This is a genomic window from Pseudomonas sp. GM48 (assembly GCF_000282335.1).
Classification (GTDB): Bacteria; Pseudomonadota; Gammaproteobacteria; order Pseudomonadales; family Pseudomonadaceae; genus Aquipseudomonas.
The window spans coordinates 56,384-81,524 of sequence record NZ_AKJM01000049.1; the positions used below are offsets into that span (position 1 = coordinate 56,384).

At 60.0% G+C, this 25,141-nt stretch carries 24 protein-coding genes; 13 read left to right on the top strand and 11 right to left on the bottom strand.

The features are described from left to right. The first annotated feature begins 224 nt into the window (after positions 1 to 224). From PMI28_RS19875 to PMI28_RS19850, 6 genes are all read left to right on the top strand, one after another. Positions 225 to 1,607 carry a glutamine synthetase family protein gene (locus PMI28_RS19875; protein WP_007984780.1) on the top strand — a complete coding sequence of 461 codons (1,383 nt, stop codon included), beginning with the start codon at positions 225 to 227 and terminating at the stop codon, positions 1,605 to 1,607. Positions 1,608 to 1,797: 190 nt separating this feature from the next. Then, on the top strand, positions 1,798 to 3,447 hold the full coding sequence (locus PMI28_RS19870; protein ID WP_007984782.1) for a phosphoethanolamine transferase: 1,650 nt from the start codon (positions 1,798 to 1,800) through the stop codon (positions 3,445 to 3,447). Positions 3,448 to 3,519: 72 nt separating this feature from the next. Beyond that, on the top strand, positions 3,520 to 4,182 hold the full coding sequence (locus PMI28_RS19865) for a class I SAM-dependent methyltransferase (protein WP_007984783.1): 663 nt from the start codon (positions 3,520 to 3,522) through the stop codon (positions 4,180 to 4,182). A gap of 123 nt (positions 4,183 to 4,305) precedes the next feature. Next, a complete protein-coding gene (rnd, locus tag PMI28_RS19860; RefSeq protein ID WP_007984785.1) occupies positions 4,306 to 5,439 on the top strand; it encodes a ribonuclease D in 1,134 nt (377 codons plus the stop codon). Beyond that, on the top strand, positions 5,436 to 5,729 hold the full coding sequence (locus PMI28_RS19855; protein WP_007984787.1) for a YcgL domain-containing protein: 294 nt from the start codon (positions 5,436 to 5,438) through the stop codon (positions 5,727 to 5,729). The genes rnd and PMI28_RS19855 overlap by 4 nt, the downstream gene beginning before the upstream one ends. Positions 5,730 to 5,848: 119 nt before the next feature. After that, positions 5,849 to 6,781 (top strand): D-2-hydroxyacid dehydrogenase, encoded by a 933-nt coding sequence (locus PMI28_RS19850; RefSeq protein WP_007984789.1) that lies wholly within the window; start codon positions 5,849 to 5,851, stop codon positions 6,779 to 6,781. A 124-nt stretch (positions 6,782 to 6,905) separates the two neighbouring features. Here the strand turns inward: PMI28_RS19850 and PMI28_RS19845 are convergent, their stop codons facing one another. Beyond that, positions 6,906 to 7,499: a nitroreductase family protein gene (locus PMI28_RS19845; protein ID WP_007984791.1), complete on the bottom strand. Its 594-nt coding sequence runs from the start codon at positions 7,497 to 7,499 to the stop codon at positions 6,906 to 6,908. A gap of 279 nt (positions 7,500 to 7,778) precedes the next feature. Here PMI28_RS19845 and PMI28_RS19840 point away from each other — a divergent pair, with 279 nt between their 5' ends. Continuing rightward, positions 7,779 to 8,228: a YcgN family cysteine cluster protein gene (locus PMI28_RS19840; RefSeq protein ID WP_007984794.1), complete on the top strand. Its 450-nt coding sequence runs from the start codon at positions 7,779 to 7,781 to the stop codon at positions 8,226 to 8,228. A gap of 156 nt (positions 8,229 to 8,384) precedes the next feature. Next, on the top strand, positions 8,385 to 9,614 hold the full coding sequence (locus PMI28_RS19835) for a hypothetical protein (protein WP_007984796.1): 1,230 nt from the start codon (positions 8,385 to 8,387) through the stop codon (positions 9,612 to 9,614). A gap of 113 nt (positions 9,615 to 9,727) precedes the next feature. Here PMI28_RS19835 and PMI28_RS19830 read toward each other — a convergent pair whose 3' ends face one another. The 4 genes from PMI28_RS19830 to PMI28_RS19815 form a co-directional block, all read right to left on the bottom strand. Next, entirely contained in the window at positions 9,728 to 10,105 is a 378-nt protein-coding gene (locus PMI28_RS19830; protein WP_007984798.1) for a YgaP family membrane protein, read from the bottom strand. A gap of 80 nt (positions 10,106 to 10,185) precedes the next feature. Further along, entirely contained in the window at positions 10,186 to 10,656 is a 471-nt protein-coding gene (locus PMI28_RS19825) for an RNA methyltransferase (protein WP_007993783.1), read from the bottom strand. A 192-nt stretch (positions 10,657 to 10,848) separates the two neighbouring features. Continuing rightward, positions 10,849 to 11,220 (bottom strand): YajD family HNH nuclease, encoded by a 372-nt coding sequence (locus tag PMI28_RS19820; RefSeq protein WP_007898702.1) that lies wholly within the window; start codon positions 11,218 to 11,220, stop codon positions 10,849 to 10,851. A 49-nt stretch (positions 11,221 to 11,269) separates the two neighbouring features. Continuing rightward, positions 11,270 to 11,956: a spermidine synthase gene (locus PMI28_RS19815; RefSeq protein WP_007984802.1), complete on the bottom strand. Its 687-nt coding sequence runs from the start codon at positions 11,954 to 11,956 to the stop codon at positions 11,270 to 11,272. A gap of 95 nt (positions 11,957 to 12,051) precedes the next feature. On the opposite strand from PMI28_RS19815, the gene PMI28_RS19810 reads away from it, so the two are divergent. Then, positions 12,052 to 12,342, top strand: a complete 291-nt coding sequence (locus PMI28_RS19810; RefSeq protein WP_007984803.1) for a hypothetical protein — start codon at positions 12,052 to 12,054, stop codon at positions 12,340 to 12,342. Here the strand turns inward: PMI28_RS19810 and PMI28_RS19805 are convergent. Further along, the gene (locus PMI28_RS19805) at positions 12,339 to 12,812 is read right to left on the bottom strand and encodes a cyclic nucleotide-binding domain-containing protein (protein ID WP_007984805.1); all 474 of its coding nucleotides are present in this window, start codon (positions 12,810 to 12,812) and stop codon (positions 12,339 to 12,341) included. The genes PMI28_RS19810 and PMI28_RS19805 overlap by 4 nt on opposite strands. Positions 12,813 to 13,091: 279 nt before the next feature. Further along, positions 13,092 to 15,146 carry a S9 family peptidase gene (locus tag PMI28_RS19800; RefSeq protein WP_007984807.1) on the bottom strand — a complete coding sequence of 685 codons (2,055 nt, stop codon included), beginning with the start codon at positions 15,144 to 15,146 and terminating at the stop codon, positions 13,092 to 13,094. 289 nt (positions 15,147 to 15,435) lie between these two features. Between PMI28_RS19800 and PMI28_RS19795 the strand changes: the two genes are divergently transcribed. From PMI28_RS19795 to PMI28_RS19785, 3 genes are read left to right on the top strand one after another with little or no spacing between them, the layout of a single operon-like run. Then, positions 15,436 to 15,933 (top strand): hypothetical protein, encoded by a 498-nt coding sequence (locus PMI28_RS19795; RefSeq protein ID WP_007984808.1) that lies wholly within the window; start codon positions 15,436 to 15,438, stop codon positions 15,931 to 15,933. Between the two features lie 32 nt (positions 15,934 to 15,965). Next, on the top strand, positions 15,966 to 16,742 hold the full coding sequence (locus tag PMI28_RS19790; RefSeq protein WP_007984810.1) for a class II glutamine amidotransferase: 777 nt from the start codon (positions 15,966 to 15,968) through the stop codon (positions 16,740 to 16,742). A 13-nt stretch (positions 16,743 to 16,755) separates the two neighbouring features. Then, complete coding sequence (locus PMI28_RS19785; protein WP_007984811.1) at positions 16,756 to 17,298, top strand: DUF2937 family protein; 543 nt, start codon at positions 16,756 to 16,758, stop codon at positions 17,296 to 17,298. A 44-nt stretch (positions 17,299 to 17,342) separates the two neighbouring features. Here PMI28_RS19785 and PMI28_RS19780 read toward each other — a convergent pair whose 3' ends face one another. The 4 genes from PMI28_RS19780 to PMI28_RS19765 form a co-directional block, all read right to left on the bottom strand. Next, positions 17,343 to 19,454 (bottom strand): TonB-dependent receptor, encoded by a 2,112-nt coding sequence (locus PMI28_RS19780; RefSeq protein ID WP_007984813.1) that lies wholly within the window; start codon positions 19,452 to 19,454, stop codon positions 17,343 to 17,345. Positions 19,455 to 19,469: 15 nt separating this feature from the next. Next, complete coding sequence (locus PMI28_RS19775; protein WP_007984815.1) at positions 19,470 to 20,681, bottom strand: MFS transporter; 1,212 nt, start codon at positions 20,679 to 20,681, stop codon at positions 19,470 to 19,472. Next, on the bottom strand, positions 20,671 to 22,593 hold the full coding sequence (locus tag PMI28_RS19770) for an IucA/IucC family protein (RefSeq protein ID WP_007984817.1): 1,923 nt from the start codon (positions 22,591 to 22,593) through the stop codon (positions 20,671 to 20,673). The genes PMI28_RS19775 and PMI28_RS19770 overlap by 11 nt, the downstream gene beginning before the upstream one ends. 112 nt (positions 22,594 to 22,705) lie before the next feature. Then, positions 22,706 to 23,635: a LysR family transcriptional regulator gene (locus PMI28_RS19765; RefSeq protein ID WP_007984819.1), complete on the bottom strand. Its 930-nt coding sequence runs from the start codon at positions 23,633 to 23,635 to the stop codon at positions 22,706 to 22,708. Positions 23,636 to 23,781: 146 nt separating this feature from the next. Here PMI28_RS19765 and PMI28_RS19760 point away from each other — a divergent pair, with 146 nt between their 5' ends. Beyond that, entirely contained in the window at positions 23,782 to 25,068 is a 1,287-nt protein-coding gene (locus PMI28_RS19760; protein WP_007984820.1) for an MFS transporter, read from the top strand. Positions 25,069 to 25,141: the final 73 nt, after the last annotated feature.

The window sequence follows — 25,141 nt, forward strand, 5'->3', positions numbered from 1 at the left end:
GACGCACGTGCGTCGAGCCTTGGTCGTCGACTCACGCCCGCCACCGCGCCAAACCTCTCTGCACTACCTTCTGAACTGGCCTTCTGGGCGCTGTGGCATTGCCGCCATGCGCGCCCGCCGGATTCCTGCTTTTTCCGCTGATTGTCCCTAGATTTCCGGTTGATGCCGGGATTAAAGCGCGGGTGCTTTTGCGTACCCGCCTGACACGGAAAAAGAGAGTTCCCATGAGTTGTGCCACGACCTCGTTTGCCACCAGGCAAGAAGCCCTGACCTTTCTGGAGCAGAACCCGGATATTGAAATGTTCGAGTTGTTCATCCTCGACAACAACGGTGTGCCGCGAGGCAAGTTGCTGCATCGTGACGAGTTGCTGGGGGTTTACGAAAGCGGGCGACCATTGCCGAGCACCATCCTCGGTCTGACCATCAACGGCGATGACGTGGAAAACTCCGGGCTGGTCTGGGATGTCGGTGATATCGACTGCCGGGCCTACCCGATCAGCGGCAGTCTCACGCGCATGCCCTGGCGACTGATACCGACCGCGGCCGTGCAGGTCAGCATGCACCCGACGGAAGGAATGCCCGCCACCATTGCCGATCCTCGGCATTTGCTGGCGAAAGTCATCGAAGGTCTGCAGGCTGACGGCTATTACCCGGTCATGGCGGCGGAACTGGAGTTCTACCTGCTGGATCAGCAACGCGACAGCAATGGCCGGCCGCAACCGGCACGGGATGTCGATGGCGGGCGTCCGCGCGCAACGCAGGTCTATGGTTTGCGCGAGCTTGAACAGATCGAGCCGTTCCTGGCCGATCTCTACAGCGCCTGCAAGCTCCAGGGGATTCCGGCACGCACGGCAATTTCCGAGTACGCACCGGGGCAAGTGGAGATCACCCTCGAACACCGCACCAACGCGTTGCAGGCGATGGATGAAGCGGTGCGTTACAAGCGTCTGGTCAAAGGGGTGGCGCACAAGCACGGCATGACAGCCTGCTTCATGGCCAAGCCTTTCGATGACCTGGCCGGCACCGGGATGCACATGCACGTGAGTCTGGCAGACAAGGACGGCAACAACCTCTTCGCCAGTGAAGCCCCGGATGGAACGCCCCTGCTCAAGCAGGCCGTCGCAGGCATGCTCAGTACCTTGCTCGATTCGCTGTTGCTGTTCTGCCCCAACGCCAACTCCTACCGTCGATTCCAGGCCAACAGTTATGCACCCCTGGCGGCCACCTGGGGCGTGGACAATCGCACCGTGAGTTTGCGCGTACCCGGCGGGCCGGCGTATTCCCGGCACATCGAGCATCGAATTTGTGGTGCGGATGCCAATCCTTATCTGGCGGCTGCGGCGATTCTGGCCGGCATTCATCGCGGTATCCGCGAGCGACTCGACCCGGGTGCGCCGGTGGAAGGCAATGGCTACGCCCAGGCCGCGAAACTGTTGCCGACAGACTGGCTGACCACCTTGCGATCGCTGGAAGGTTCGAGTTGGGCCAGGGAGGCCTTCGGCAGTGAATTCCTCGGCGTTTACCTGGCGGTGAAACGCGCCGAATATCGCCAATTCATGGGGGAAGTCGGTGAGCAGGACTGGCGCTGGTATTTGCACCAGGCTTGAGTCGAATCTGAATCAGGGCTGAACCATTCTCAAATAGTCTGAAGGTTTCAGGCAGGTTTTATAAGCCAACTAATTGTTGGCTTCTTTTTCACAAAAAATTGATGGTTGGCTATCTAAAATTAGAGCTGTCTCGGTAAATGAAATTTTCACATTTACCGAAGGCACTTATTTTCAGGACCCGCCGAATCTCATGCTTAAGATTAAAGCCGTGCGCCCCGAATGGGTGACACTGATTGCCAGCGTATTTTTGTTAGTTGGCTTCAATTTTGTACTCTGGCAACACCTGTTCGAAATCACCGCATCCGACGGCAAAGGCATCGTCATGCGTGTGGCCTTCGGGGTGATGATCTTCGCGGCCTTCAATATTGTGCTGACCCTGCTGGCATTCCGGCCGGTGCTGAAGCCGGTCCTGACCCTGCTGTTCATGATCAGCGCGGGTGTGGCGTATTTCATGAGCCAGTATGGTGTTCTGATCGACACTGGCATGTTGCGTAACTTCGCTGAGACCAATGCTACGGAAGTGCGCGACTTACTGTCGCCAAAGTTGTTTGTTTATATCGCGCTGCTCGGCGTTTTACCGTCTTGGCTGTTGTGGAAGACTCCGATTGATTATCGCCGTTGGCACCGTGAACTACTCAGTAAAGTTCTGGTGACTTTTGCCTCGGCAGCGGTCATTGGTGGTGTTGCACTGGTTAACTATCAAGGCCTGTCTTCGCTGTTTCGCAATCACCACGAGTTGCGCCTGATGGTGGTGCCAAGCAACTATATTGGTGCCTCGGTTGGTTTCTTGCGCGAGAAAGTAGCAACGGCACAGCAACCCTTTGTCAAAATCGGTGAAGATGCCGTGCGCAATCCGGCCTGGCAAACTCACAGCCGCAAATCCCTGACGGTTCTTGTCGTGGGTGAAAGTGCCCGGGCAGAGAACTTCGGCATCCTTGGCTACAGCCGGGACACCACTCCGAAACTGAGCAAGGAAGATGGCCTGATCGCCTTCACCGATGTGCATTCCTGCGGTACTGAAACCGCCGTATCGGTGCCTTGCATGTTCTCCAATATGGGGCGCAAGGATTACAACGCCAGCAAGGCAAAGAATGAAGAAGGCCTGCTGGATGTGCTCAAGCATGCGGGTATTGACGTGATCTGGCGTGACAACCAGTCAGGCTGCAAAGGTACGTGCGATCGCGTCACCGTTCAGGACGTCAGCAACCTGAAAGACCCGGTGTTGTGTGCCAACAGTGAATGCCGCGACGAAATCCTGCTGCAAGGACTGCAACATTTCATCGATAACCTGGACAAAGACACCGTATTGGTACTGCACCAGATGGGCAGCCACGGTCCTGAGTACTTCAAGCGTTATCCGAAAGAATTCGAACGCTTCACCCCGGTTTGCGAGAGTAACGCCCTGAACAATTGCAGTCGCGAAAGTATCGTCAACGGCTACGACAACACCTTGGTGTATACCGACCATGTGCTGTCGACCTTGATCGATCTGTTGCGCGGTAGTCAGGACAAAGTGGATACCGCGATGCTCTATCTGTCGGACCACGGTGAGTCCCTGGGTGAATACAACTTGTTCCTCCACGGTACGCCTTACATGCTGGCCCCGGAGCAGCAAAAGCATGTAGCCATGTTTGCCTGGTTCTCCGACAGCTATAAAAAATCGTTTGCGGTAGATGCCCATTGCCTGCAACAGAGTCGTGAAAAACCCTTGAGTCAGGACAACCTGTTCCATTCGATGCTTGGGTTGCTGGAGGTCAACAGCAAAGTCTACAACCAGGATCTGGACATGTTTGCCGGATGTCGTGGTCCAGTGGTCGACGGCGCGTTGGCCAAAGATTGAGTGCTCCGATTTTGTTTCACGCGGCGGCCGCCGACCTGCGGCCTGTAGAACTTTCATCAAGAGCCAATGCACATGTCCGCTCAGCCCCCATCCGCCATCGAGCTTGAGATTGCCCGGCGCTACGACCAGGAGCACGCTCGCGTCTGCCATCAGCCGCAAGCGCCGGGCCTGGCCGGGCGTCTGACGCTCTGGCGTGAGGAGCGTATGGTGCGCAATGCGCTCAACGTCGCTGGCGAGCCCGGTCTGATCCTCGACGTGGCCTGTGGTGTGGGGCGTTTCTGGTCGGTGCTGGCCGAACATGCGAATCGGGTGATCCTCGCGACGGATCCGTCTCAAGACATCCTCGATCATGCCCGTACACATCATCCGCAGAGTTTGTTGAAGCGGGTCAAGACCTTTCAAAGCTCCGCGTTCAAGATTGGCTTGTCGGAGAATGCGGTTGACTGCATTTTTTGCATGCAACTGTTTCAGCACCTCACCCACTCAGAACACCGCCTGGCGATGCTTGGCGAGTTTTACCGGGTCAGTCGCGATACGGTGATTGTCGCGGTGCGTCTGGACAGTCGTTTCAAGGGCGCGCGTCCGGGCGTGGGGGGCGTTCCTGCCCGGCCGTTGCCGAGCAAGGCCGAAGTAGAAAGCGAGTTCAGGCAGGCGGGTTTCCGTTTGCTCAGCCATCACGACTTTTTGCCCGGTTGCGTGCGGATGCGGGTCTACGTGCTGGGTAAGACCAGCTAGTCCGACTTTGTCGGACTATTCTTTATGCCACGCAGTAATTTTCGCTAATGCTCTTGTTCAGTGGATGCGCGGAAATCGCCGGGGGCGATATATACTGCGCGCCATTCTTCAAGGGAGAGCCGTGTGGCCATCGATATTCACTGGATTCGCGACAACGATAGCCTCGGACGATTGTGTGCCGAGTGGCAGCAATTGCCATTCGTTGCCCTCGACACCGAATTCATGCGGGTCGACACCTTCTATCCGATCGCGGGCCTGCTGCAGGTCGGCGATGGCGAGCGCGCCTACCTGATTGACCCGCTGAGCATCGACAACTGGCAACCATTCGCCGCGCTGCTGGAAAACCCGGCCGTGGTCAAAGTGGTCCACGCATGTAGCGAAGACCTCGAAGTCCTGCTACGCCTGACCGGTAGCCTGCCAGCTCCATTGTTCGATACGCAACTGGCTGCCGCTTACCTGAACCTCGGTTTTTCCATGGGCTATTCGCGGCTGGTGCAGGAAGTGCTCGGCATCGACCTGCCCAAGGGTGAAACCCGTTCCGACTGGCTGCAACGTCCGCTATCCGAAACCCAGATCAGCTATGCCGCCGAAGATGCCGTGCATTTGGCTGAAGTCTTCGTAAAGCTGCGTCCAAAGCTGTCTGACGATAAATACGCCTGGGTCCTGGAAGATGGCGCCGAGCTGGTGGCCAACCTGCGCCGCGAGACCGACCCGTACGAGGTCTATCGCGAAGCCAAGCTGGCCTGGAAGCTGTCCCGTGCCCAACTCGCGGTATTGCGTGAGCTCTGCGCCTGGCGCGAAAAGGAAGCCCGGGCCCGTGACCTGCCGCGCAACCGGATTATCCGCGAGCATTCGTTGTGGCCGCTGGCGCGTACGCAACCGGATAACCTCGGTGCCCTGGCGAAAATCGAAGACATGCACCCGCGTACCGTGCGTCAGGATGGCGAGTTTCTGCTTGATCTGATCAAGCGCTCTGGCAGTGTGTCGCCTGATCAATGGCCGCCAGCCGTGCCGGAGCCGCTGCCGGTGGATGCCGCGGCATTGCTCAAACAGCTGAAAGCCATCGGCCAGGCCGAGGCCGAGCGCCTGAACATTGCACCGGAACTGATGCTGCGCAAGAAAACCCTGGAAGCGCTGCTCAAGAGCGGCTTCCCCAATGGTCCCTACCAATTGCCTGATTCGCTGCGTGGCTGGCGCCGCGAATTGATGGGCCAGGCGCTGCTCGACAGCCTGGCCACCGCCGGAGAACAGCCTTGAAACGTATTTGCTCCATCTACCGCAGCTCGAAGAAAAACGAAATGTACCTGTATGTGCTCAAGAGCGATGCTCTGGAGCGCGTGCCGGATGCCCTGATGGCAGCCTTTGGCAAGGCCATCCACGCGTTTGACCTGGTACTGAGCCCTGAGCGCAAGCTGTCGCGCGAGGACATCACGGTCGTGCTGGAAAACCTCGAAAAACAGGGTTATCACCTGCAAATGCCGCCTGCCGAAGACGAGTACATCGAGCACTTGCCGGAAGAATTGTTGCGTCGCAACGATCCGGTGTGAGCGGCAGACAGGCTCTGTTCAGAGTGGTTGTGAAACACTGATTGATTTTAGCGATGGCAGCCTCGATGGAGCACAGCTCTGTCGGCGGCCGTTTGCACTGTTTTTGAAAGGTTTGAAGCATGCGCGTCCTGATTGCTGAACATGACCACCCCGTGTACGCCCAACTGTTGCGCGAGGCGGCGCCGGATCTGGAGGTACTGACCAGCGGTGATTCCGCTGAACTGGCCAGTCAGGCCGCCGATTGTCCGGTGTGGCTCGGCCAGCCTGATCTGCTGGCGACCCTGTTGCGCCAGGGCCATCAACCGCAATGGCTGCAATCGACCTGGGCCGGCATTACGCCGTTGCTGGCTGACGGTTTGCCGCGGCACTATCGGCTGACGCGTGCCGTCGGCATCTTCGGACAGGTCATGGCCGAGTACGTGCTCACGTATATGCTCGGTCACGAACGTGAAGTGCTGGCACGGCTGGTCAGCCAGGTCGAGCGCAAATGGGACAGCCGCCAGGGGCAGAGCCTGGCCGGGCGTAAGGTGTTGATCGTCGGCACGGGTGACATCGGTCAAAGTGTCGCGCAGTTCCTCGTGCCGTTCGGCGTCGAGTTGTATGGCGTTGCCAGCAGCGCGCGGGAGCAGGCACCGTTTATCGAAGTCGGTTCACTGGCGGATCTGCCGCGGCTGGTCGGTGAAGTCGATTACGTGGTCAATCTGCTGCCGAACACGCCGGAAACCCACGATATCTACGACGCGGCGCTGTTCAAGCAATTCAAGCCGACCGGGTTGTTCATCAACGCCGGGCGCGGTGTCGCGGTGGTCGATGCGGATCTGGTGGACGCCTTGAAAGAAGGGCATCTGGCGGGCGCAGTGATCGATGTGTGCCGTCAGGAGCCATTGCCCCAGCGTCATCCATTCTGGACAGCCTGGGGTTTGCTGCTGACCGGCCATAGCTCGGCACCGACTTCGCCGTCGATGATGGTGAAGCTGTTTGTCGAGAACCTGCGGGCGTATCAGGCGGGAGAGGCGTTGCGCGGAGAAGTGGATTTCGATCGCGGGTATTGATTCACCGCGATCAAAAAGTGTGGGAGCGGGCTTGCTCGCGAATACGGAGTGTCAGTCGACAATTTAGTGACTGATACACCGCATTCGCGAGCAAGCCCGCTCCCACATTGGTATGTGCAGCGGTTTAGAGGGTGAAGTCGCCTTCAGCCGCCAATTCGCTCAACGGACGGCGCGGGCTCGGTTCTTCACGGGCTTGCAGGTAATCCGCCAGGCTCGCCTTGTCCCCCAGCTTGCCCACTGCGACGGCGGCGTGCAGGGCGTAGCCTTCAGGAATGTTCAGCTCCTTGCGGGTCAGTTCCTGATCGAAGCCGGCCATGCCGTGGGTGTGCCAGCCGCTCAGGCTCGCTTGCAAGGCCAGGTGGCCCCAGGCGGAACCGGTGTCGAAGGTGTGCCACAGGGCCGGGGTTTCTTCAGTCGCGCCAGGCACGGCGAAGGTGGTTTTCGAAATCACGATCACCAGGGCCGAAGCATGTTGTGCCCAACTGCGGTTGAATTCGTTCAGCAGGCCCAGGTAGCGCTCCCAGTTCGGTGTATCACGACGCGCGTAAAGAAAACGCCAAGGCTGCGAGTTGTAGGCCGAGGGTGCCCAGCGTGCGGCTTCGAAGAAGCTCAGCAGAGTCTCCTCTGGAATCGTTTCGCCAGTGAAGGCGCGGGGCGACCAGCGATCGGTGAACTGAGGGTGAATGGCGTAATCGGCAACGCGTGGGTTAGCACTCATCAAGAGATTCCTTGCTACGTTTGAAAGTGAGGGTCGTCCGAAACCTGTAGGCGCAGTTGAGCTGGGCCTTGAGGCTTCTCTAGAGCCGTGGCGGTTCACCGTAATGCAACGCGGTTGAGCGTTAATGGCACGCGGGCAGGGCTCCTTGCGATTGGCAAAGCTACTTGGCAGCGCAAAAACTGACAAGCCCGTTCTACCGACAGTCGCCAATGCTTGGCCCGCGGGGCTTCGGGCACTAGACTGGCGGCCTTTTCACCACCTGATGTCGATGCTCGAACCATGGCCGCCAAAGTAGAACCGTTCTGGATACGCAAAACCCTCGATCAACTCGATCAGGAGGAATGGGAGTCGCTGTGCGACGGCTGTGGATTGTGCTGCCTGCAAAAGCTTGAGGACGAAGACGACAATAGCGTCTATTACACGCGCATCGCCTGCAAATTGCTGGACCTGAAAACCTGCCAGTGCACGGACTATCCTAACCGTCGTGACACCGTGCCGGACTGCATCCAGCTTACGCCGGGCAAGGCCGACGAATTCAAATGGCTCCCGCCAACCTGCGGTTATCGCCTGGTCAGCGAAGGCAAGGACCTGCCGTTGTGGCATCACCTGGTGTGCGGCGATCGCGATGCCGTGCATCACGAGCGGATCTCACAGTCCGGGCGCATGCTCGCCGAAGGCAGCGTGCCGGAAGACGATTGGGAAGATCATCTGATTTTCCGCGCGGGTTAATGCTCATCGCTTTTTTTGTGGCGAGGGAGCTTGCTCCCGTTTGACCAGGCTGGCGTAACAGTGCGTAGCACTCACAAAGTCGCCAGTGATAACAAGGATTTGGGGCCGCTATGCGGCCCAGCGCGAGCAAGCTCGCTCGCCACATCAGGAGTGTGTATGGCTGTGGGATGGCGGCAGGCGTGGGTCGTTGGATTACTGGCCGTGAATTCGCCTGTGTGGGCCGCGAACAAGGTCGATCTGGATTATCACGTGCGCCTGTTGCCGCAGAGTGATCAGGCCGAAGTCCGCCTGACGCTCGCCCAGGGCTCGGCGGTACGCAGCCTGGATTTCGACCTCGGCGACGGCAGCCACTACAGCGATTTCAAGGCCGACGGCCAATGGCAACTGACTCCCGGCAAAACGGCGCGTGGTGTCTGGCGTCCGTCTGCTGACAAGGCCAGCCTGACCTATCGCGTGAATATCAGCCATGGGCGCAAGAACGGCAGCTTCGACACGCGCATGACGCCAAACTGGGCGTTGATGCGTGGCGACGATCTGGTGCCCGCCGCCAGACTCGATCAACAGGACGGCATCGAACTGGTTTCTCGTCTTGTATTCGAGCTGCCCGGTGGCTGGAAAAGCGTTGAAACCGCCTGGCCACGGATTGGCCAGAACAAATTCCGTATCGATAACCCGTCCCGACTGTTCGACCGGCCCACAGGCTGGATGCTCGCCGGCCAACTTGGCAGCCGCCGCACTCGTCTGGGCGAGACCGAAGTCACCGTCGCCTCGCCGCTAGGGCAGGGTATGCGCCGGATGGATGTGCTGACGCTGCTGACCTTCGTCTGGCCGCAAGTGCAGGCGCTGTATCCGCGACACCCTGGCAAACTGCTGATCGTCGGGGCCAATGATCCAATGTGGCGCGGCAGCCGGTCGGCGCACGAGTCGATCTACCTCAACAGCCACCTGCCGTTGGTCAGCGAAAGCGGCACCAGTGCCTTGGTCCGTGAGTTGGCCCAGGTGTTCGGGCGGATCAACGGTACGCAGCGCAGTGACTGGATCGGCGAAGGCTTTGCCGAGTATTACGCCATCGAACTGGTGCGCCGGGCCGGCGGCATGAGCGATGAGCGCTACGAGAACCTGCACGGCAAACTGGTCAGGGACAGCCAGAAAGTCACCACGCTGCGCGGTGAGCAGATCAGCCCGGCGCAGGTGGCCAGGGCAGTGGTGTTGCTGCAGGAACTGGACCGCGAGATTCGCCTGAAAACCCATAACAAGCGTTCGCTGGATGATGTGTTGCGCGGGGCGATGCGGCTGGGGGAAATCGATACCCAGGCGTTTGTTCAGCTCAGCGAGAGCGTGATCGGTGGTTCTTCAAAAGTGCTCAGTACCGAGTTGATTCAGTAACACCGCCATTCGCGAGCAAGCCCGCTCCCACATTGGTTTTGTGCCGTACACAAAACCAATGTGGGAGCGGGCTTGCTCGCGAAGAGGCCAGTAGCCTCACCGAAACCTTTGGATCAAACCCCGGCTTTCGGCGACTTCAACGAATCATTGCCGGTCACGGTGGCAGTTTTGGTCGCCGCCTCGGCATTGGCCTTCAGCGTTTTCAGTTCTTCCCCCGCCCGCTGGATTTTCGCCCGCACGTTGTTCATGTCCTGACGGCTTTTCTCCAGCAGGCTTTTCGCCGAGCTGTGGCCGGTAATGCCACGCGCCATGGCCACGCCACCGATGGCCACCTGGATCAGGCCAAAGACCCCGCCACGACGCAGGCCCTTGCCCACCATCACCACGCCGCCGGCCAGGGAACCGATGCGTTCCCAGCCCTGCACGTTTTGCTCGGAGGGGCTCTGGAACGGGGTGGATTCGATACGCTCGACGGGTTTGAGTTCGCTCATGGTCTGACTCCAGGCTTCAGTGATCGATAGTTAAGCTGACTGCCTGGGCGGGCAGCTTGTTCAATCGGATGTGCGGCGATTCAGCGGAATTTTGGCCCGGAGCGGGTATTGAGCCCCTTGGACATACGGTCGTAGAGCACGACGTTGACCGTGGCGGCCAGGTTCATGCACCCGGTGGTCGGAATGTAGACCACGTCTTCGCACCAGTCGCGAATCTCTTTATCCAGCGATCCGTCTTCCGGGCCGAAAATGTAGAGCGCGCGATCCGGGTGGGTGTATTCCGGCAACGGGCGGGCGCCTTCGACCAGTTCAACGGCGACAGGTACACAATTGAGGGGCAGGATTTTCTTCAGGTCGTCGATGCCGATCAGCGGGATGTCGTAGTGCACGCGCTTGGTATCGGTGACGAAATCGGCGGCGCGCTCGTAGCGCTTGCCGGTGTAGAACACAGACGCCACGCCATAACAGCCAGCGGCGCGCATCACCGAACCGACGTTCTCCGGTGATTTGGGGTTATACAAACCAATGCAGCTGTACCGTTTGTCTGCCACGAGCGGGGTGCCTTTCGGGAAAAAAGCGCGATTATACGGGGATTGGGGGAGGGCGGGCAGATTCAAGACTTGTGGTGTCTGAGCCAATGCCTTCGCGAGCAAGCCCGCTCCCACATTTGATCTGCGTCGTACACAAAACCAATGTGGGAGCGGGCTTGCTCGCGAAGGGGCCGGTTCAGGCGCTGAAGATCTTCAGTCTTCTTTTTTCATCAACCCCGCCAACGCCGCAAACGGGTTGTGCGTGGCCTTGGCGATTTTTGGCGTGCTCAGCGAACCTTCGTCGAAATACTGCTGGTCGGTATAACGCGAGTGTTCGTTATCGTGGCAGTACAGGCACAACAGCTCCCAGTTCGAGCCGTCCTGCGGGTTGTTGTCGTGGTTGTGGTCGCGGTGGTGCACGGTCAGTTCGCTCAGGCGCTTGCCGGAGAACTCACGGGCGCAGCGGCCACAGACGTGCGGATACATCTTCAGGGCCTTGTCGCGGTAGCCCATTTCCTTGTCGCGCTGGTTGTCGGCGAGGATGCGATCCAGCTTCGAAGTGTTGGTCGGGGTGGACGAACTCATGGGTTCACCTTTGTAGAAAGACTAATGACGGTATTAAGCGAAGTTTAGCTCAGCCCTTGAGCTTCTCGGCAATCCAGATGGTGTGGCGGGTGCCCTTGTTGCCATGGGCGAAGACCTGCACTTCCTCGGCCTTGAACCCGGCTTTCTTCAGTTTGTCGGAAAACTGCCGGTCAGCGCTGGCCGACCAGACCGCCAGTATGCCTTTGGGGCGCATGGCTTTGGCGCAGGCGTTCAGTCCGGCGGCGGAATACAGCCAGCTGTTGGCTTTCTGGGTCAGGCCTTCGGGGCCGTTGTCGACATCGAGCATGATGGCATCGAAACCCTGAGGTTCGGCTTGCAGGACCTTGGCCACGTCTTCCATGCGAATCACGGTCCGCGGATCGAGCAGTGGATTGCCAGCCTTCTCGCCCAGCGGTCCACGGTTCCACTCGACGACACCGGGGACCAGTTCGGCGACCACCACTTCGGCGGTCTTGCCCAGGTGCTTGAGCGCCGAAGCGAGGGTGAAACCCATGCCCAGGCCGCCGATGAGCACCCGCGAATTCGGCCGACCGGCGACTTTGCGACACGGAATTTCGGCCAGGGCATCTTCGGAGCCGTGCATGCGCGTGTTCATCAATTGCCCGCCGTCACCACCCTGGATCTTGATGACGAAATCCTCGCCGTATTCGAACAGGCACAGGGCACCGCCGTTTTCAGGTATGGGGGTGGTGTCCAGCAGAACGAAACGTTTCATGGGGCTCACTTGAAGAAAATTGGCAGAACACGGGAGGGCAAACAGACGCAGTTGGGAGTAGCCTGTTTATGACGACAAGGCCAACGGAGCCATTGATGAAGCGCACCATTCTAACGGTCATTGCCCTGGCCGCGCTCTCGATAACTGCAGTGCAGGGCCAGCAGTTGCAATCGATTCCTGTCAGCCCCGCGCCGATGCCCGGTTCGCCCGGCACCGCGACGCCCACGCCGTACCCGCAAATCAGCCCGGCGCCTTTGCCTAAAGTCGGCCCCGGCAGTAGCGGTCCGCCGTTGGTGCCGATTGAAATGCCGAGCCCGCCGACCAAGGACCAGCCCGTGCCGGGGCTGGAGTTCAATCCGCCGAAACCCAAGTCGCCGGGCGGCTAGACCTGCTGCGAAAGCAGTTGGCCGTCGGCCATGCGCAGGCGTTTGGAGAGGGAAACGGCGAGGGCGCGAATGATCTTGGCGGCGATTTTCGGCGCATCGTTGAGCATCTTTTCCAGCGAGTCCTTGCCCAGGTTGAGCAACTGGCAGTTGCTTGCGGCCACGCAACTGGCCGAGCGCCGTTCACCATCGAGCACGGCCATTTCGCCGAACGAGCGGCCGCTGCGCAAGGTGGCGATGGTGACTCGTTGTCCGTCAGCGGTGGTTTTCTGCACGGCCACCTGACCGGTATGAATGATGCACATGAAACTGCCAGCATCGCCCTCCTGGAAGATCTCCTCGCCCTGGGCAATGGTGCTGATACTGAAGTAGCCCGAAGCCGCAGCGAAGTCCACCGGCAGCAGTTGATTGAACAGGCCGCAATCCATTAGCCAGTCGCGAATTTCGTTGTTCAGAAAGGTTGATTCGGACATGTCGTCACGGTCTTTTTTGTGATGGTTACTGACTTGAATTCACCGCAAATCCCCTGTGGGAGCGGGCCTGTGGCGAGGGGGCTTGCCCCCGTTGGGGTGCGAAGCGCCCCTGAAACCATTTGCCGCAATCCTGATCTCGATCGCAGTGACAGGTTTGCGATTGCTGCGCAATCGAACGGGGGCAAGCCCCCTCGCCACAAAAGCTCGCTCCCACAAGGGATACGGGTTGTTTCGGCTGTCGGTGTGTGGAGTTAAGACCGGCACACCGCACCAGGTTCCTCAGGCAATACCCAAAACCTTGAACAAAAATGCATATTCGAGAGCTACGTCACGCAATCCCTGATATCGACCGCTCATCCCGCCATGCCCGGCTCCCAGTTCAGTCTTGAGCAGCAGGGGATTGCTGTCGGTCTTGGTTGCGCGCAATTTCGCCACCCACTTGGCCGCTTCCCAATACTGCACGCGGCTGTCGTTGTAGCCGGCGATCACCAGGGTCGCCGGATACGCTTGTGCGGTGACGTTTTCGTACGGGGCGTAGGCCTTGATCCGATCATAGACATCCGGCTCCTCAGGGTTGCCCCACTCGTCGTATTCCGTCACGGTCAACGGCAGGTCAGGGTCGAGCATGGTGTTGAGTACGTCGACGAACGGCACTTCGGCGATGGCGGCACCAAACAGTTCCGGCCGTTGATTGAGCACCGCGCCGATCAGCAAACCACCGGCGCTGCCGCCGCTGATCGCCAGTTGCGAAGGGCTGGTAAAACCCTGGGCAATCAAGTGTTCGGCGCAGGCGATGAAGTCGCTGAAGGTGTTGTGCTTGTGCTCTTGCTTGCCGGCGCGATACCAGGCTTCCCCCAGTTCGCCGCCGCCACGCACGTGGGCAATGGCAAACGCCATGCCGCGATCCAGCAAGCTCAGGCGCGCATGGGAAAACCACGGGTCGAGGCTTTCGCCATAGGCGCCATAGCCGTAGAGATACAACGGCACGGGTTTGCCGAGGTCACCGCGTTTGATCACCAGGCTGATCGGCACTTGCGTACCGTCCGGTGCGGTCGCCCACAGGCGCTGGCTGACGTAGGCATCGGCGTCGAACGGACCGAGCACCGGGGTTTGCTTGAGCACTTTCTGCTCACCGGTCGCCAGTTCAAGCTGACGGATTTGCGCAGGACGGTTCAACGCTTCGTAGCGCAGGCGAATCCGGTCGCTTTCGAATTCCAGGCTGTTTTGCACGTGCAGGCTGTAGGCTGCATCCGGCAGTTGTACGCGATAGGGCGCCAGGCCTTGCGGGTGAACTTCAATGACCGGCAAGCCGCCGACCCGCAGGCTGAGGGTCATGGCCCCGGTGTTCAGGCTGATGCCGTCGATCATCACTGTGTCGCTGTGGGGGATCAGGTTCTGCCAGTCGGCCTCGGACGGCGCGGCACCGGTATCGACGGCGGTATACAAGGCGAAATTGATCCCGTCACGGTTGCTGCGAATGAACCAGGTCCGTTGACCGTCGAGTACGCCGTGATCGACGTCGTACTCATGATCTTCAACCCGTGGCGCCAGGCAGGTGAACGCCTGCTGGGGCTGGGAGGCATCGAGGACCCAGACTTCGCTGGTGGTCTTGCTGCCCACGGACAGCAGCAATTGCTGTTCGGAACTTGAGCGGTAGCAATGCATGAAGAAACGGCCGTCCGGCTCATGGAACACTTCTTCGGCCGCCGTGCCGTCCAGGCGATAGCGGTACAGCTTGTGCGGGCGATGGGTATCGTCCAGTTCGCCAAAGAACAGCGTCAGGCTGTCGTTGGCCCAGGTCATGCTGCCGTCACAGTCCTGGAATTCCAGTTCGCTGACGCGGCCGTCGGACAGTTCCTTCACGAACAGCCTGTAAATCTCGTCGCCACTGGAGTCGATGCTGTAGGCCAGGCGCTGGTGATCCGGGCTGATGCTGAACGCGCCGAGCGAAAAGAAACCGCCGTTGGCCAGTTCGTTCGGGTCCAGCAGCAGTTGTTCGCGGCTTTCGTCGAGGGTCAGGCTGTCATCGGCCGGACGCGGGCAGCGGTAGTGCCGGGCGTATTCGTCACCCGCCAGGGTGCGGGTGTAATACAGATACGGTCCCCATGGCGAGGGCAGGGACAAATCGGTCTCGAGTATCCGCCCCTTGATCTCCTCGAACAGGGTTTCGCGCAATCCGGCCTGGTCGGCGGTTTGCGCTTGCTGATAGCGGTTTTCAGCCTTGAGGTAATCGAGCACTGCATCGGTGTCGCGTTCTTGCAGCCAGGCATACGGGTCGGAACCTTCAGCCTTGTGGGCAATCGGAGCGTCGCAAGTGTTGGCGGATAGGGGCATGAAGGGTTCTCGAACAATGTACGAAATAGGGGCCTGGCAACCTGTGGGAGCGGGCTTGTGTGGCGAGGGGGCTTGCCCCCGTTGGGTCGCAAAGAGGCCCTAAAACGAGTCACTGCGGTGTTTAGTCAACCACGCGGTGTCTGTATTACGACTGCTTCGCAGCCGAACGGGGGCAAGCCCCCTCGCCACACAAGCCCGCTCCCACATGGATAGCGCTCAACAGTCAGGCATTGATGCAGCCTGATGGGCGAAAAGCCGTTATCATAAGCGCCTCTTTGCCTGCCTTGCCATGGACACCATGACCGAGAACGACTATCTGATCGCTTGGGGCCTCTACGCCTTCGCCGCTTTGGGCTGCCTGTTGGTGTGGATGCGCTTGACCCGCTGGATGTGGCGTTGGCTGCGTGAGCCACTGCGGCTGGCGATGGCGGTGCTGTTGTTCAGCCCGACCATCATCGACCCGGTCAAGGATAAAGTCGCACCGGCCGTCGCCATTACCGCGCTCGACCTGCTGTTCAAGGTCGGCAACAACGCCTGGCGGGCCATTTCCGATCTGTTCATGTACGGCATGATCGCATTCGGCCTCTATCTGGTGCTGGTGGCGATCCGTTTCCCCATCGAGCGCGCCGCCAACGCCCGCAAGGAGCGTGAGGCTGCCACCAAAGCCGCCGTCCGCGCCGACGAGCCCGAGGATGATCAACCGTTCGGCGGTGCCGGCGATGATCGATACGGTCGTCCTCCCGTGCCGAGCAGTCCTCAACGGATGCGAGTCGAACCCCGTCTGTAACCTTGCCCCTGCGATTGAGCGAGAGTCCGAACATGTGTGAGTTATTGGGCATGAGCGCCAATGTCCCGACCGATATCGTGTTCAGCTTCACCGGGCTGATGCAGCGCGGCGGTCGTACCGGCCCGCATCGCGATGGCTGGGGCATTGCCTTTTATGAAGGCCGTGGGCTGCGGCTGTTCCAGGACCCGGCGGCGAGCTGCGAGTCGGAAGTCGCGAACCTGGTGCAGCGCTATCCGATCAAGAGCGAAGTGGTGATCGGGCACATCCGCCAGGCCAATGTCGGCAAGGTCTGCCTGTCCAATACCCACCCGTTCGTCCGTGAGCTGTGGGGGCGCAACTGGTGTTTCGCCCATAACGGCCAGTTGGCGGATTTTCAGCCAGCGGCCAGTTTCTATCGCCCCGTGGGGGATACCGACAGCGAAGCGGCGTTTTGCGATTTGCTCAACCGTGTGCGTGCGGCGTTCCCCGAGCCGGTCGAGATCGAAGCGTTGCTACCGGATCTGGTGGCCGCTTGTGCCGAGTACCGCAGCAAAGGTGTATTCAACTGCCTGCTCAGCGATGGCGACTGGCTGTTCTGCTATTGCTCGACCAAACTGGCGCAAATCACCCGTCGCGCACCGTTTGGCCCGGCGCGCCTGAAAGATGTCGACGTGATCGTCGATTTTCAGGCCGAAACCACACCCAACGATGTGGTCACCGTCATCGCCACCGAACCCCTGACCGAAAACGAAACCTGGACCCGCTACGAACCGGGCCAATGGAGCCTGTGGCGACGCGGCGAATGCGTCAGCCAGGGCAAGACCGAATAAGGATCTGCTTTCCATGTTGCTCAGTTATCTACGGCTGGTGTTGTTTGCGGCGGGCCTGTTGATCGGTGTCCAGGTGCCGGGGTTCATCAATGATTACGCCAAGCGTGTCGAAGCCCATCTGATCGAGGCGCAAGCCGGGTTGAGCGGCTTTCAGAACACCGCCAATCAGTTCTTCAAGGGTGACATGCAGGCCCTGGTGGCCCATTACCGCGCCAGCGAAGATCCGATCTTCCGCAGCGACGCCGACAGCCTGAGCAACCTGCTGAACCGTCAATTGGCGCTGGACAAGCAATTCCAGGCGATGCAGGGGCCGTGGTACATCCGCTTCCTGCAAGTGGTGCTGGCTGCCGATCCGGACATTCGCAAGGAAACCTGGAATGGCTACAGCTACCAGATCCTGTTGACGCCCGAAGCGATGATCTGGGGCATGAGTGGCGCAATGTTGCTGTCGTTTGGCCTTGAATGCCTGTATCGCTTGATCGACTGGGTGGTGCTGGGCGGTAAACGCCTGCGCCAGAGCCGGCCGATCGAAGAGCGGGATTTACGCGGTTTGTAACACCGTCGAACGTCAAGGAGCCGGCAAGCCGGCTCCTTGCTTAATTACCAATCAACCGAATAGCTCATGCTCAAGGTACGGCCTTCGGCATTGGGGAATGGCGCTCTGGCGTTGGCCTGGGCGAACAGATTGACGTACGTGCGGTTGGTCAGGTTGTATATTCCGCCTTCCAGACGGCCGACCGGCAAGTACACGGAGCCGAGCAGGTCCACCAGCGTATAGCCTTCGATGTCGCGCCCGTTGTTGTCCTTGGCGGCAGCGTCGTAGCTGGACAGGTGCATGCCTTGCAGGCGCAGGTTGTAGTCGTCTTCGGTGTAGCCGACGAACAGCGTGGTTTTGGCCGGTGAAATCCGTGTTGCCGGCAAATCGATCCATTTTCCGTTCTGCTCGGTCTCGCCTTTGGCCCAGGCATAGGTGCCACCCACCGACCAGTGATCGGTCGCGAGGTAGGTCAGGCTGTTTTCGATGCCGCGAACCCGCTCCTTCTGGTTGATCAGACGCAAGACACGGTCATTGGCATCATAGAACTGGGTCACGTCCGAGGTGTTTTCATACACGGTGACGTCGGCCTGCCACCGGTCCCAGTTACCGCGCCAGCCCAGCTCGTAGCTGTCGACCTTGATGGCCTGGGCGTTGAGGCTCTGGATATCGAAGGTGCTGTTCACGTCACGCAGGAAGCGCTGGATGTCCGGCAGCGAAAACCCCTGGCTGAAATTGGCGAAGACGTCCTGGTTTTCACTCAGGTGATAGACCGCGCCCAGGTTATAGAGCGTGGCGTCGTATTTGAGGGTGTCACCGGGCAGGATGGCGCGTACGCCGGTCTGGACGATCTGACCGTAAGCGATGCTGTCGGAGACCTCGCTTTCGATCCATTCGCGGCGCACACCACCACGCAAGGTCCAGTCACCGATGTCCCAGGACATCTGCCCGAACAGCGCCTTGGTGGTGGTTTCGATGTCCGGGCCCATCTCGTAAGTGGTGCCGGTCTTGGTGTAGGTCAGCCCATTGAGGGTGTATTGGTCACCGCGCTGACGGGAGCGTTCGTGATCATAGTCGGCGCCCCAGACCAGGTTGCCGGTGGCGCTGCCGATGGCCGGCAACGGCGTGTCGATGGCCGCACGCAGGCCGTAAACATCCTGCACGCTGTTGTTGTCGGCGATCCCGGCCTTGCCCCGCGACAGGTCCGGGAAGAACAGCGCGTCGGCCCGGCGCCAGTAGCTTTCCAGTTGCAGACCCTGGCCGTAGAAGTCGTTGTCGGTGTAGTTGAGGTTGGCTGCCTGGTTATGGGTGTAGGGCTGGTCGTCGAGTTTCAGTCCTTTGACCGCCACGGCCTGTTGCAGGTTTTTCGGGTCTTTTGTGTAGCCAGTGTCCTGCTGGTCCTTGTAGTCCTGCAGCGACAGGCTGAGTTTTTTATCGGCATCCAGTTCGTAACCGAAACGACCTTGCAGGTCATAGGTTTCGGTGTCCATGTTGCTGCCCTGGGAGGTGTCCTGAGGGATGCGATTGCCGTTACCGTCGTACTGATCGTTGCGCTGGGTCAGGTCGGCGGACACGTACCAGTCCAGGGCATCCTTGCGCCCGGTCGCACTCTGAAAAGCCTCGTAGGCAAAACCTTTACTGTTGAGGTTGTTGCCGCTGGTCAGGCCCAGTTTGCTGCTGTAGGCAAGGTCCTGACCCTGGTTGCGCTTGGTGATGATGTTGATGATGCCGCCCGAAGCACCGGCACCATAAATGCTGCTGGCACCGGAAACCACCTCGATGCGTTCGATGCTGGCCGGTGCGATGCTGTTGAGCTGGCGGAAGTTGTCACGCGTGGCGTTCTGCGACACGCCGTCGATCAACACCAGCATGTTGCGCCCGCGCAGGGTCTGGCCGAAGTTACTCATCCCGCCGCTGGACGGCGCCAGGCCGGGAACCAGTTGCCCCAGAATGTCGGAGACCCGACGCCCGGCGCCACTCTGTTGGCGAATCTGTTGTTCGTCGATCACCTGGACCGAGCCTGGAATCGAGGCAATGGTCGCTTCGCTGCGAGTTGCGGAAACGACGGTGGCTTGCATGGTCAACGTGCCGGGTTGCTGTTCGGTGTCCTCGGCCCAGGTCTGGGCGCTGACGGAGCCGAGCAGCGGAATCAGCAAAGAAAGTTTGGTTCGGGTCATGAGAGGGTCTTTTTTTTAGTCGTGATAAGTGTGGGTAGATAAAACTGCGGGGGCAGGTGTGGAGGTGAATGAGCGCACCCAGCGGATCCCGATGGCGGCCAGTGCGTAGGTCAACGCCACCAGCCAGAAACTGTGGGCCAGCCCGACCAGCCCCATGCCGATCCCGCCGAGGACAGCACCGAGCAGGGCGCCAGCCTTGGCCGCACTGTTGCCCAGGCCGAGGGCAAAACCCTGCTGGCTTGACGAAACGGTGTTGGCGATCAGTGCATAGGCGACAGGGAGCAACGCGCCTTGCCAGATGCCCCAGACCAGCCGGCTGACGAGAAAACCCAGCCATTCGTTAGCCAGTGCCGTGGCCGCTAGCGTCAGGGCGCAGAGCCAGGCAACGCCTTCGATGACGCGCAAGGTGTAAGCCGGCTGCCAGCGGTCGAACAGACGTCCCCACAACGGTGCGGAAATGGCCAGGGTCGCGGCGCTCGCGGCGTAAGTAGCGCCGATCAGCCAGCCCGGCGCGTGCAGAATGTCGGCGACGTACAGCGCGTAGAAGGGTTGCGGCATCATCTTCGCGGCTTGAATCAACACGATCACCAACAGAATTCCACCGAGCCAGCCTTTAGGCAGGGCCACCGGCGCCAGCGGTTTCTTCGTCGAGGCTCGCGCCTTGTCGGCCGGCAGGAAAAAACTCCCCAGTGCACACAGCAGGCAAACCGCCGTTGCGCCATAACAAAGCAGGGCAAACCCCGAGATGTCCATCAGCCAGCCGCCCAGTACCGGACCGATCAACGAGCCGACGGCGGTCGCCGATTGCAGACGGGCCAGGGTGTGACCGCGCCGGGAGCTGTCGCAGCAGGCCAGGGCATAGGCTTGCGCGGCGGCGAGAAACCCGGCCAATGCGCCTTGCATCACGCGAATGCCCACCAGCAGCCACGGGTCAAGGGTAATGGCCGCCAGCCCCTGGCACAGCGCAAGTGCCAGCAACGCCCGAACGATCATCGGCTTGTGCCCGGTGCGATCACCCAACCGCCCCCATGCGGGCGTCAGTAGCATGGCCGCCAGCATCGGGCCGGCATAGACCAGCGCCGACAGCAGCGCGGTGTAGCCGGCGCCCTCTGGCCCAAGCAGATGCTGGATCTGCATGGGCCAGAACGGGCCGCTCATTTCCATGGCACCCATGGAGACAAACTGGATGACGATCAGCAGTCGCAACGCACGACCTTCAGCGAGCATCGGCGTTGGTTCGCAGCGGATTACTCAGGCGTCCGACGATGTCGGCGTGGCTGTCGTGCAAGCGCATGCGCATGAACGATTTGGCCGGCCAATCCTGTTCCAGCAGGGCCTGGCGCTCGCTTTCCCAGCGTGCCGGTTCGACGTGCTCGCGCACGCTCTCGAAGCACTGTTCAACGTGCGTAGCCAGACGCTCCCAAAGGATATTTTCCGACACATTCCAGTGACGGGCACAGAGCAACGTCAACTCACCGAGGTGGCACATGAACGTGGTGTGCAGGAGCTTGTCGCGGACAAATCCGGCGTCGTCGTACAGGGTCATTTTCGGATCGTGCAACTGGATATCCAGCCCCCTGGCGTGCAGGGTTTTGCGATCAATGCGAATGTCGCCGAAGTCACGCAGCAACAGCCGATTCAACTGCCCGTCAGAACCCATCACCATGAAGCTGTTTTGCTGGTGCGCTTCGAACGCCACGCCATACATCAGGTAGATGCCCAGCAGGCTCGGGACGGCAATCGACAGGTAATCATCGAAGAACGCCAGCATGGCCTCGCTGTCGTCACGGCCCTGAGCCAGTTGCACCCAGTCACGCAGCAACGGTTGTTCGAATTCGTTGACGGCGAACAGGCTGCCGACCGGCACGGCCAGTTCGCCTTCCTGCAACAGGGTCAGCGGGTTGTCGCGGTACAGCACAGCGGCATGCCGGGACCGTTCGTCGTTGGCCGGTTGTGGTGCGTAGTGCACGCCGATGCGCTCCGGCACGATGTTCAGCAGGCGCTGAATCTGCGGTTCATGATCGAGAATCTGCAGTATCAGTTGGCTGATGCGCGGTCCCATCCGGGCCGAGCGCGGCGACACGGTGCGCTGCACGCTGGTCAGTCGCAGGGCCACTGGCAGTTTGACCATCGGCGCAACGCGGCTGGCCTCTGGCAGGACTGTGCGGAAGGACATGGTCGGGTGGCCAGTGAAGGCAACGATGTCGGTGATGATCAGCAGGTTGTCGGCGATCTCGCCAGCGAACAAATTGGGCAGTTCTTCATTGGCTTGCCATGGGTGCGACGGCAGCGGGAAGTAGTCCGTTACTTCCAGGCCCCGTTGCTGCAAATGGCGCTGCAATTGTTCGGCGGCCTGCGGGAAGTGGCCCTGCCACCAGTCCCAGTAATCGGCGGTGCCGGCCAGTGACTCGACGTGTGTGTACTGACGGTGCAGGGCGCACAGCACAATCGGAAAACTCGCTTCGAATTCCGGCGAGAAAGCGATGACCTGCGCGGCGCTCAAGCCTAGTTTGGTCTTGTAGTTCGGATGCCATGGATGGCCGAGCGTGCCCCACTGTTCGAGCAGTGACGTCGGGTTCTGGTGGTCGGGGCTGGCTTTGAGCCAGGCGAGCAGATTGTTGTCGTGCCTGGTGTCGATCTGCTCTCTCAGGCGCTCGGTCCATCCATGGTGGAACGCCAGGCACAGGGTGTCGTTGCTGTAGCTATCGTCCAGCTCGCAGGCCAGGCGTTCCAGTACTTGTGGGGAGGCGGGCGGGTTGAGCTGAGTGCCGAGGTGAGCGAGCAGTTCGCTGGGCAACTGGATTTTGTGGGGCAGGTTGTCGGGGGTGTGCAGGACGATGCTGCCGCGCACATCCCAGCTGTTCATTCTTCCGCCCGACAGGTGATCGAAGCAAAGGTGCGCGCCGTTGCCAAGCGGCAGCCAGCAACGGCTGTTGTCGTCGTATTCGCAGGCGTCGGGGTTGATCAGACCTTCGCGAAACAGCGCCTGGATCAGGCGTTGGAAGCAGCGCTGGGCGGCGGGCTCCAGGGCATTGCTCAAATGGTCGAGGGTGATGCGGTGGGACTGGAAGGCCTGAGTGCCGAGGGCTTCGCTCCAGTGCGAGAGCAATTGCTGCTGTTTTTGCGTGTAAGCGCGCATCAAGTCCGACTCCTTCTGGACAATGGTTTAGCTGAATGCGCGCAGAGAATACATTTTCAAAACAATAATGCAAATGATAGCGATTGCTACTTGTGATGTAGAAAGCCCTTTTTCAGAGTCTGGCCTGGGGTTTGCTCAAGACCATGTAGTGCTCGCCCACCTTCTGCGCATAGTGCTCCACCACCTGCTGACACAGCGTCACGATCTCTTCGACCCACTCTGCGCCGACCCGCCAAGACACCACTACTTGCAGGTTGGGCGGGCGTTGGTCGAGTGCCAGCAAGGTCAATTCGCCGCGGGCCAGTTCTTCACTGACAAGCACCGGCGGTAACGCACCAATACCGAAGCCGTCACGCAGCAATCGGGTGATCGCCGACACCGAGTTCACGCAATTGAGCCGTGGCGCGAGCACGCCGTTGGCCTGCATCAGGCTGAGCACGTCCTGATGAGGATGGGAGTTTTTCGAGTAGGTAATGATACGTTCACGCGCCAGTTCGGCGACGTTCGTGTAATTGCGGTTGTAGATCGAGTTGCTGGCGACGATCCAGCCAATCGGGTGGCTGGCCAGTTCCAGGCTGCGCACGCTTTCCTGACGCAGCAGGTCGGTTTGCAGGATCACATCGAGAAAGCCTTTTTGCAGCTGATCGCAGAGGTTGAGCGAGGTATCGGCCACCAGCTCGATTTCCACCAGCGGGTAGTGATCGGTCATCTGCGCCACCAACGGGCTGAGCCAGGTATGGATCACCGTGTCCATCACGCCGATGCGCACCCGTCCGGCCTTGCTCGAACGAGTCTCGATCGACTGCTTGAGCGCCTGCATGGTGTCCATCATCTGCTCGGCGTAATCGAGCACTTTCAAGCCTTCGGGTGTCAGGCTCACGCCGCGCGAATCACGCAGAAACAGCTTCACTCCGAGCTCGCCTTCAAGCACTGCAATACGGCTGGAAATCGAGGCCTGGGTGGTGAAGAGCTTGTCTGCAGTCAGGCGAAAACTCTTGAGTCGGGCGACCCAGACAAAGGTCTCGAGAAACTTCAGGTTCATGGGATAAAGATTTCTTATGCCTAAGGCGGGGTTTTATTAGTTGGACTCAGCAGGGGTGCGGGTCCAAGAATCGACGCATCCGGTTCCCACGATAGGCGTCGTCGGGGCTCAGAACAATACCAATAAAATCAGCGCGGAGATTTGCCATGAGTGCGCCAGACACCCCCGTCATTGCGAAAGCCACGGCTCGCCCGGGACCTTTCGACTGGTATCGCAACATCAATCAGCAGGAGCGCCGCACCTTCTGGAGCTGCAAGATCGGCTATGGCCTGGATGGCATGGACACCCAGATGCTCAGCTTCGTGGTGCCGACCCTGATTGCCATGTGGGGCATCACCACCGGTCAGGCCGGGCTGATTCATACCAGCACGTTGATCGCTTCGGCCATCGGTGGCTGGGTGGCGGGAATTCTTTCCGATCGCATCGGCCGTGTGCGCACCTTGCAACTGACCGTGCTGTGGTTTGCCTTCTTCACCTTCCTTTGCGGCTTTGCCCAGAGCTACGAGCAACTGCTGATTGCGCGGACCTTGATGGGCTTCGGTTTTGGCGGCGAGTGGACGGCCGGCGCCGTGCTGATCGGTGAAGTCATTCGTGCCCAGGACCGTGGCAAGGCCGTAGGCATGGTGCAATCCGGTTGGGCGTTGGGTTGGGGGCTGACGGCGATTCTGTACGCGCTGCTGTTCTCGGTCTTGCCTGCGGAAGACGCCTGGCGTGCACTGTTTATCCTGGGCATCGTGCCGGCAATTTTCGTGATCTTCGTCCGTCGGCTGGTCAAGGACCCGGAAATCTATCGTGAAGCCAAAGCCAAGGAGGCGCCGAGCAATCCTTCGAAGTTCTACGAGATCTTCGCCCCCGGCATGCTCTTCACCACGATTCGCGCTTCGTTGCTGACCACCGGTGCGCTGGGCGGCTATTACGCGATCACGTCCTGGCTGCCGACGTTCCTGAAAAACGAGCGCGGTTTGAGCGTACTCGGCACTGGCGGTTATCTGGCAATGGTGATCATTGGTTCCTACGTCGGTTACGTCATCAGCGCCTATTTGACCGACATCCTCGGACGCAAGAAGAACTTCATCCTGTTCGCCGTGGGCTCGTTCACCATTGTGTTGCTGTACACGCAAATGCCGGTCAGCAACGGCGTGATGCTGTGGCTGGGCTTTCCGCTGGGCTTCTTCGCCTCGGGGATTTTCAGTGGCATGGGCGCGTTTCTGACCGAATTGTTCCCCACGCGCATTCGCGGTTCGGGCCAGGGGTTTTGCTACAACATCGGCCGGGCGCTGGCGGCGTTGTTCCCGCTGCTGATCGGTCTGCTCAGCCAGACTGTACCGCTGAGTGTGGGCATTGGTGCCTTTGCGGCAGTTTCCTACGGTGTGGTGATACTCGCGGCCCTGAGTTTGCCGGAAACCCGTGGCAAGCAACTCGACGCCCAGTAACTGATAACCTGCGGGCATGTCTTACAGATATGTCCCGCAGCTAAAAAGAACAAAGCCTACAGGAGTGTTCAGC

Bases quoted from the DNA above. Each gene is read 5' to 3' on its own strand.
- PMI28_RS19875 (WP_007984780.1), top strand. From the start codon at position 225: ATGAGTTGTGCCACGACCTCGTTTGCCACCAGGCAAGAAGCCCTGACC.
- PMI28_RS19870 (WP_007984782.1), top strand. From the start codon at position 1,798: ATGCTTAAGATTAAAGCCGTGCGCCCCGAATGGGTGACACTGATTGCC.
- PMI28_RS19865 (WP_007984783.1), top strand. From the start codon at position 3,520: ATGTCCGCTCAGCCCCCATCCGCCATCGAGCTTGAGATTGCCCGGCGC.
- PMI28_RS19850 (WP_007984789.1), top strand. From the start codon at position 5,849: ATGCGCGTCCTGATTGCTGAACATGACCACCCCGTGTACGCCCAACTG.
- PMI28_RS19845 (WP_007984791.1), bottom strand. From the start codon at position 7,499: ATGAGTGCTAACCCACGCGTTGCCGATTACGCCATTCACCCTCAGTTC.
- PMI28_RS19840 (WP_007984794.1), top strand. From the start codon at position 7,779: ATGGCCGCCAAAGTAGAACCGTTCTGGATACGCAAAACCCTCGATCAA.
- PMI28_RS19835 (WP_007984796.1), top strand. From the start codon at position 8,385: ATGGCTGTGGGATGGCGGCAGGCGTGGGTCGTTGGATTACTGGCCGTG.
- PMI28_RS19830 (WP_007984798.1), bottom strand. From the start codon at position 10,105: ATGAGCGAACTCAAACCCGTCGAGCGTATCGAATCCACCCCGTTCCAG.
- PMI28_RS19820 (WP_007898702.1), bottom strand. From the start codon at position 11,220: ATGAGTTCGTCCACCCCGACCAACACTTCGAAGCTGGATCGCATCCTC.
- PMI28_RS19815 (WP_007984802.1), bottom strand. From the start codon at position 11,956: ATGAAACGTTTCGTTCTGCTGGACACCACCCCCATACCTGAAAACGGC.
- PMI28_RS19810 (WP_007984803.1), top strand. From the start codon at position 12,052: ATGAAGCGCACCATTCTAACGGTCATTGCCCTGGCCGCGCTCTCGATA.
- PMI28_RS19805 (WP_007984805.1), bottom strand. From the start codon at position 12,812: ATGTCCGAATCAACCTTTCTGAACAACGAAATTCGCGACTGGCTAATG.
- PMI28_RS19800 (WP_007984807.1), bottom strand. From the start codon at position 15,146: ATGCCCCTATCCGCCAACACTTGCGACGCTCCGATTGCCCACAAGGCT.
- PMI28_RS19795 (WP_007984808.1), top strand. From the start codon at position 15,436: ATGGACACCATGACCGAGAACGACTATCTGATCGCTTGGGGCCTCTAC.
- PMI28_RS19790 (WP_007984810.1), top strand. From the start codon at position 15,966: ATGTGTGAGTTATTGGGCATGAGCGCCAATGTCCCGACCGATATCGTG.
- PMI28_RS19785 (WP_007984811.1), top strand. From the start codon at position 16,756: ATGTTGCTCAGTTATCTACGGCTGGTGTTGTTTGCGGCGGGCCTGTTG.
- PMI28_RS19780 (WP_007984813.1), bottom strand. From the start codon at position 19,454: ATGACCCGAACCAAACTTTCTTTGCTGATTCCGCTGCTCGGCTCCGTC.
- PMI28_RS19775 (WP_007984815.1), bottom strand. From the start codon at position 20,681: ATGCTCGCTGAAGGTCGTGCGTTGCGACTGCTGATCGTCATCCAGTTT.
- PMI28_RS19770 (WP_007984817.1), bottom strand. From the start codon at position 22,593: ATGCGCGCTTACACGCAAAAACAGCAGCAATTGCTCTCGCACTGGAGC.
- PMI28_RS19765 (WP_007984819.1), bottom strand. From the start codon at position 23,635: ATGAACCTGAAGTTTCTCGAGACCTTTGTCTGGGTCGCCCGACTCAAG.
- PMI28_RS19760 (WP_007984820.1), top strand. From the start codon at position 23,782: ATGAGTGCGCCAGACACCCCCGTCATTGCGAAAGCCACGGCTCGCCCG.